At 65.6% G+C, this 6,021-nt stretch carries 6 protein-coding genes and 2 pseudogenes; 2 read left to right on the forward strand and 6 right to left on the reverse strand.

The annotated features are described in order from the left end of the window. Nucleotides 1–512: 512 nt before the first annotated feature. Nucleotides 513–1,049 (reverse strand): annotated as a pseudogene (locus QZY07_RS23700) (transposase); the annotation flags it as partial. Between the two features lie 323 nt (nucleotides 1,050–1,372). Here QZY07_RS23700 and QZY07_RS23705 point away from each other — a divergent pair. Both QZY07_RS23705 and QZY07_RS23710 read left to right on the forward strand, forming a co-directional pair. Further along, the gene (locus QZY07_RS23705) at nucleotides 1,373–1,816 is read left to right on the forward strand and encodes a transposase (protein WP_295408284.1); all 444 of its coding nucleotides are present in this window, start codon (nucleotides 1,373–1,375) and stop codon (nucleotides 1,814–1,816) included. 69 nt (nucleotides 1,817–1,885) lie between these two features. After that, nucleotides 1,886–2,284 carry a DDE-type integrase/transposase/recombinase gene (locus QZY07_RS23710; protein WP_295408286.1) on the forward strand — a complete coding sequence of 133 codons (399 nt, stop codon included), beginning with the start codon at nucleotides 1,886–1,888 and terminating at the stop codon, nucleotides 2,282–2,284. 314 nt (nucleotides 2,285–2,598) lie between these two features. On the opposite strand, the gene QZY07_RS23715 is transcribed toward QZY07_RS23710, so the two are convergent. The 5 genes and pseudogenes from QZY07_RS23715 to QZY07_RS23735 all read right to left on the reverse strand — a co-directional run. After that, nucleotides 2,599–3,099 (reverse strand): GNAT family N-acetyltransferase, encoded by a 501-nt coding sequence (locus tag QZY07_RS23715; RefSeq protein ID WP_363184766.1) that lies wholly within the window; start codon nucleotides 3,097–3,099, stop codon nucleotides 2,599–2,601. Nucleotide 3,100: 1 nt separating this feature from the next. Then, on the reverse strand, nucleotides 3,101–3,400 hold the full coding sequence (locus tag QZY07_RS23720) for a DUF1778 domain-containing protein (RefSeq protein WP_295408288.1): 300 nt from the start codon (nucleotides 3,398–3,400) through the stop codon (nucleotides 3,101–3,103). Between the two features lie 58 nt (nucleotides 3,401–3,458). Further along, a pseudogene (locus tag QZY07_RS23725) lies at nucleotides 3,459–4,171 on the reverse strand (IS1595 family transposase); the annotation flags it as partial. 568 nt (nucleotides 4,172–4,739) lie between these two features. After that, nucleotides 4,740–5,801, reverse strand: a complete 1,062-nt coding sequence (locus tag QZY07_RS23730) for a WYL domain-containing protein (protein ID WP_295408290.1) — start codon at nucleotides 5,799–5,801, stop codon at nucleotides 4,740–4,742. Then, a partial coding sequence (locus tag QZY07_RS23735; protein WP_295408291.1) for a hypothetical protein occupies nucleotides 5,798–6,021 on the reverse strand: 224 nt, incomplete at its 5' end. The genes QZY07_RS23730 and QZY07_RS23735, both read right to left, overlap by 4 nt.

Below are 6,021 nucleotides of genomic sequence, written 5' to 3' on the forward strand. Positions count from 1 at the left end.
CCTGTTCGATCAGGAGGGGTCGGCGATCAGCTTGGCCAAGAAGCGCCGCAAGGCCGCGTGGAATGACGACTATCGCGCCAAGGTCGTGTTCGGCTGAGAATTTAAACGCGCTCGCCCTGTAGCCGTACGGAGACCCCCTTGACCGCCGCCACCCAGCCAGATCAGGATGCGCCCATCTTCGCTGCCGATGAGACCGCGCCCCTGAACGATGCACTTGAGCAACCACCGTCTCCGCCCGCTTGATGAAGCCGACGTCCAGACCTTGGATGAGGCTCGGTTGCGTATGCTGTCGCTGCGGCGGTTGGACGATCTGAAGGAAGCGCGCGAACGGTTGCGGCAGCACCCGACCAACCGTTCCCGTCCGCCCCGCCGCCGTGCGCCCTGAGAGCGCCCGTCGGCGGGAGATCGAGGAGACGGACGCCGCCGCGACCACTCCAGCGGAGGACAAGGCGGTGCGGGACGCGGCGATGACGCCCCCAGAGGATCCGCCTGAAACCACCGAGGCGGACGCGTCAGCGCGCGATCCGACTGGCCCCGAGAAGTACGAGAGTCCATTCGTTGCGCACGTGATCCAGACCACACGTGAGAAATTGGCGAAACCCCATCACGGCTTTGATGACGCTGAACACCGGCTCAACGGTTTGTTTGCGCAGGGCGTCGGTCGCCCGGCCGTTGGGGCTCTTGAGGCGGTGAACCATCCGTTCGAGCGGGGTCGCGTCGGGTGGGGGAGGCGGCGGGTTCGCGAAGCGCTCCGACCAATGGGGATGGTGTTCCTCGCGTTTGATCGCGATCAGCGGCTCGATGCTGGCGCGGTCGCAGGCCACCACGTTGGCCTCGCTGAAGAAGCCGGTGTCGGCCGTCAGTTGCTTGGGCGGGAGAAAGGCGTCGGGGAGGGCGGCGAGTCGTTCCAGCATCGGGACGATCGGTTGCTTGTCGTTGGTCGCCTGGGTGACCTGCGGAATGCTCACGAGCAGGCTCTCGGTCTCGACCAGCGCTTGGGCGTTGTCGCACGGCTCGAAGCCGCCACCGGCGACCGGCAGGATGCGGGACGCCCAAGCCCAAACGCCAAGCGGGCAAGCAACCAGGCGCGCCGGGCGTCGGGCGCACGCAGGTGCGGCGGGCGCAGGAGACGCGACGCCCTCATCCCGGCAGCGGTGCGGTCTGCGCCGCGTCGCTGCCGGCGGACGCGCCCAAAGTCTGCGACGCCGGTTTCCAGTCGGCCGATCTGGTGTGAGGCGATCCCGAACGACCGGGCCTGCACCGGCGGGTCACCGACCAGCGTTTCCATGACACCGGCAGCGCCTGCGGCTATCGCACCCGCGCGCGTCCTGGCGAAGGGCTGGTCGAGGATCCGACCTTGGAGCCGGTGGCCTTGAGCGACTGGCGTCTGGTCGGGCCGAGACTGGCGACCCTGATCGTGGCGCTGCCTCTGCGCTTTCGACTGTCGCGCCGACGGATGCGGGAGTTTCCGCACGACTGGCTCGGATTGAGCCTGAGCGTGTGCATCCTGAATCGCACCCTGCGCGAGGCCGCCGCCGCGACCGCGCCGCTGGAACCGGCCTTGATCGCGGCGGTGGTCGTCAGCGACCTGCTGCCTGTCGACGAGACATCCTGGCCGCCAGGCGGCCGACTTGCGGTGGCGGTGGGTCTTCGCCAGTGGGTGATCCGGCAATGTGCCTTGGCCGGGGTCGCACGTTCCGGCGTCGAGACCCGCTCGACCGAGGCGATCCTCGGCGACTGGGACCGGATGCTTTTAGGGTTGATCGACGCCGAGGACACCCGTTCGACGGCAGCCGGCGCCTGGTGGTCTTTCTGAAGGCGCAAGGCCAGGCGGCGAATCGCAAGCGGGTGCAACGACTGATGGGGATCTTTGGTGCTTGCGGGCATGGCGCCGGAACCGGCCACGAGCAACCCCCACCCCGAACACCCGGTTGATCCCGATCGGCGACGCGGCGTCGAGGTCACGCGCCCGAACCCGGTGTGGCGCACCGATAGCACGTCCGTGCGCTTGGCACAGGGCTGCGCCGACCGGGTGGCCCTCGTCGACGGGGACGCACGTCGCGCGCGCTCTTGGCGGCGGTCCAACAGGCTGGAGGCGGGGTTCTGCGTCGACTGTCTGGAAGAGGCGCGACAGACCCACGGTCCCCCCGAGATCTTCAAGACCGACCAGGGGGCACCGTTCACCCGCGTGATCTTCGCCGGCGTCCTCCAGCGTGAAGGGATCGCCATCGGCATGGGTGAACGCGGGTGGGCACCGGACAACCTGTTCGTCGAGCGCTTGTGACGCAGCGTCAAGGACGAGGACATCGATCTCAAGCGCGACACCAGCCTGCCCGAGTTGCTCCTGGGACTGATGGAGTTTTTCGCCTTCTGCAATGGCGAGCGGCCACATCACTCCCGGGGGTACCTCACGCCCGATGCGGTCGACCAATCGGGCGTCGGTGGTGGAGCGAAAATCGTCGCTCGCTTCGGCGAGGCAGAACGGAAACTGGGGCCGCGCCAAACCGCTGCCATCGAGGGGGAAAGCACAACTCCGGGGAGAAATGAACGTCTCCGTCTCCGTCTCCGTTTCGGGCTCCGGATCGAGGCGGTCAGGCTTCACGGAAAAACCTCCGACAGCAACAAAAAGAGCGTTCTTGGATTGGCCGGAAACGGACGAAAGCCGTATTTCTCATAGAAGCGCACGGCGGCATCCGAGAGCGCCTGAACCAGCAGCGCTTTGACGCCGACCAGTTCGGAAACCTGCACGGTGCGCAGTATGGCATCGCGCAACAAGGCTTTTCCCACGCCGCGCCCTTGCCATGCGACGTCAACCGCCAGGCGTCCCAAGACCATGGCCGGAATCGGGTCGGGCATGTTTCTCCTCAAGGCTCCCGGCGCAAGCTCCGCCGCAATCGAAGCGGTCGCCAAGCAGCAGTACCCGACAACCTGACCCTCGGCGCAAACCACATAGGTGCGTGAAGCGCCTCGGGCTTCATTCCGCAACGCGCGCTGCTTGAGCCATTGATCCAGGCTTGATTCGCCACTGTCGAAGCCATCAAGCCGATGCTCGGCTGTCAGCGGCGCGGGAGCCTGCCAGCGCACAGCAGTCACCGACACCTTAAAGTTCCCAAGGAGCCGGAGTCGTCATCAGCTGACGGAGCTTCGGATTTTCACTGGGGGAAGCATCCAGTAAGGCTTGAAACTGCTCGAAAGCCTCAGCATCAAGGGCGAAGACCCGTTGCTCAAGCAACACCGCCTCAGCCTCTCGGCACGCCGTCTCCAGCACAAAATCCGAACGAGTCTTGCCCAGCAGAGTGGCGGCCTGGTCGATCAGGTCGCGCTGCCGACGTTGCGCCCGGATGTTGATGTTGGCATCGCGGAACGCTGGAGTGGGTGCATGAGGGCTGCTCGAGGACATAGCGCAATCCGTCCAACAGGAATGATCTAACGAGTATGGCGGCTATGTGCGCACAATGTCAATACAGATCTTGGCGGAGAATCGCCGCAACGCGCAAGCGGCTGGGAAGCCTGTCGAGCGGAAGCCGCCGGTTGAAACGGTTGGCGACAGCGCTGAGGTAGCGGGCGCCATACTTGGCGAAGTCGACGGCGTGATCGGCACCGCCGACGCTGGTTTTGAGGTTGCCCAGGAGGGCGTTGACCCAGGTGAATTCGGGCAGGTCTTTCGGTTTGCGCGCACCGACGACGAGGACATCGTGACGATAGCCGGCGTCGGTGACACCGCCAAAGCAGGCCAAACCATCGGAGGTGACCTGACAGCCGTCAGCATCTCGGCGGCCCAAGCGGCGATCGCCGTGCGGGCGAGGCCGGGGACCGGCGTCATCTTGGCGTACAGGGGATGTCCGTCAGGATTCAGGGACACCGCTGCCACGACGGGTACCTTGTTCTCCGAACCGCGACCGGCGGTGCCGTCCGTGAGTTCGCCGCCCAAGTCGGCGGCGTCGACCTGGACGTCGCCCACGAGGGTGCCGGTGCGGTCGCGCTCGACCATCGCCTGTATCAATTTGTGCTGGATCAGCCAAGCGGTCGGGTCGCTGACGCCCAACGCACGTTTCAGCGTGAGGGCGGACAGTCCGGTCTTGGCCTCGCCGATCAAATCGATCGCCAAAAACCACACGGTCAGTCCCAGATGGGCGCTCTGGAACAGGGTGCCCGGGATGAGGAACGTTTGTGGACATGGCAGACTCGACTTCCGCTGGAAGTGATCATGCATCGTGATCAGATGCCAGGTCGGTTTCTGGCGTGAAACGCTGTCCTCTGACCGAGACGCCAATCCATCCGTTTGCTTCGAGAGACACCGCCGCTATGAAAGAAACCGTCGTCGCACAAGCTGCGGATATCGAGAACTTACTGAGGTTCCCTCAGGGCGGTCAACGAGCCTGCAACGTGTTGAGCGGCGCAGGAGGGACAGGTTGGATCCCAAGGGGACAGGGATTGTCAGTGAGTTGCCAATGATGGCGGTTCAAGTCTCGGGGGGCGGCAGGTAAACGCGGAGCCGCCAATCATGCCATCCGGTTCAGCGACCGTTTCGCCCCCTCAGCGGTCACTCGGTTCGCCAAATGCCCACCCATGGCACGAGATCCGTCCGGCCACTGGTACGGTCGTAGTTTTCAGGCGGCTATCGGGGTCACAGCGGACATTGGGGCCGTCGTGAACTTGCTGGGGCGAGCCGCCTGTGGATCCAATATCACGCCGGGCCGCGGGACTGTCGCGACCCGACGAGCGTCAGCCTCGGATGGTTAGTCACTCGCTCCGGAAACGCCGGTGGCAGTGGGAACCGCCGCACCGGGCGCCTTGCTATAGATCCCCGCCACCTTCGCCGCCTGCATCGCCACCGTCTGGCGTAGATCCGCTGGCGCCACCACCTCGACATTGTCCCCCGCGCCGAGCAGCCAGCGCAGCAATTGCCCGGTCGAGGGTAGCGTCGCCCAGACCCGAATAGCGAAAGCCGCGCCGTCCGGTTCGTCCTCCCAGCGCTGGCCCGGTTCCAGCGGGCAGACGGTGAGGAGATCCGTCAGGTAGCCCCGCACCCGCAGTTCCAGGTCGATCCAGTCGCCCTGACCAAAATCGATCACGCCCTCGGCCATCGCCACGTCCAGATCGAAATCCTCGGCCTGACGCGCGCGCACGTTGACCAAGGCCGTGGCGCGCAGCATCCGGTGCAGGGCATAGAGCCGCACCGGCGCCTCTTCGCGGTTCTTCAGGGCCAGCAGGTAGGGAATGGGACCGCGCTGCACCAGCGCCTGCGGATGCAGCCGGGCCGAGGTGGGGGTCTTCCCGGCGCTGCGATAGCGCACCTCCAGGGCCAGACCATTGGCCAGCGCGTCGATCACCGCCATCAGTACCGTTTCAGAAAGCTCGACGGGCTGCAAGCGCAGGGTGTCGGGAACGATCCGCAGCCGGTCGCGATCGAGCCGCGGCCCCACGTCCTCGGCCAGTAAGCGTTCCCACACGCGGTTGAGCTGCCGCTGCGGCACGGCGTCGGCCACCAGATCCTGGATCTGCTGCAACGTGTATTGCCAAAGCAGCGGCGCGTCCGCGGGATCCGCGCCGGCGCGGCGGTAGTGCCGGGGCTTGCCGCCCGGATTGGCCGCCTCGATGCGTCCTTCCTCGACCAGATCCTTGAGATCGAGCTGGAGCGACCGCCGGCGCGCCTTCGCGTCGCCGGTGCCATAGTCCTCGCCGAGCACCGCCAGCAGACGTTGGCCGTCCGGACAGTGTTCCTTGCCCGTCCCCGCCGCTGGCAGTAAGGCAACGAGGCGTTTCAGGCGTTTGATGCGGGTGTCATGGGTGGCGATCATGACGCGAGTCTATGCGAAAAGATCTTTCGCGTCGATGTGTTCCAATGCACTCCAAGCCCCGCCCCCGTGGGGCCGTCCAGCCCCATAAGCGCCAACATAGCCGACAAGCCCTTGAAAATCAGTGGAGAGGTGCGATGTGTTAGCTTTTTGCTGCCATGCTCCACGCCCCTCAGCCCGTCGATCTTGCGTTTGAAGCGTTTCTGAAGGAATTGCCACCCGA

Origin of the sequence: uncultured Thiocystis sp. (assembly GCF_903866365.1) — a bacterium.
GTDB lineage: Bacteria > Pseudomonadota > Gammaproteobacteria > Chromatiales > Chromatiaceae > Chromatium.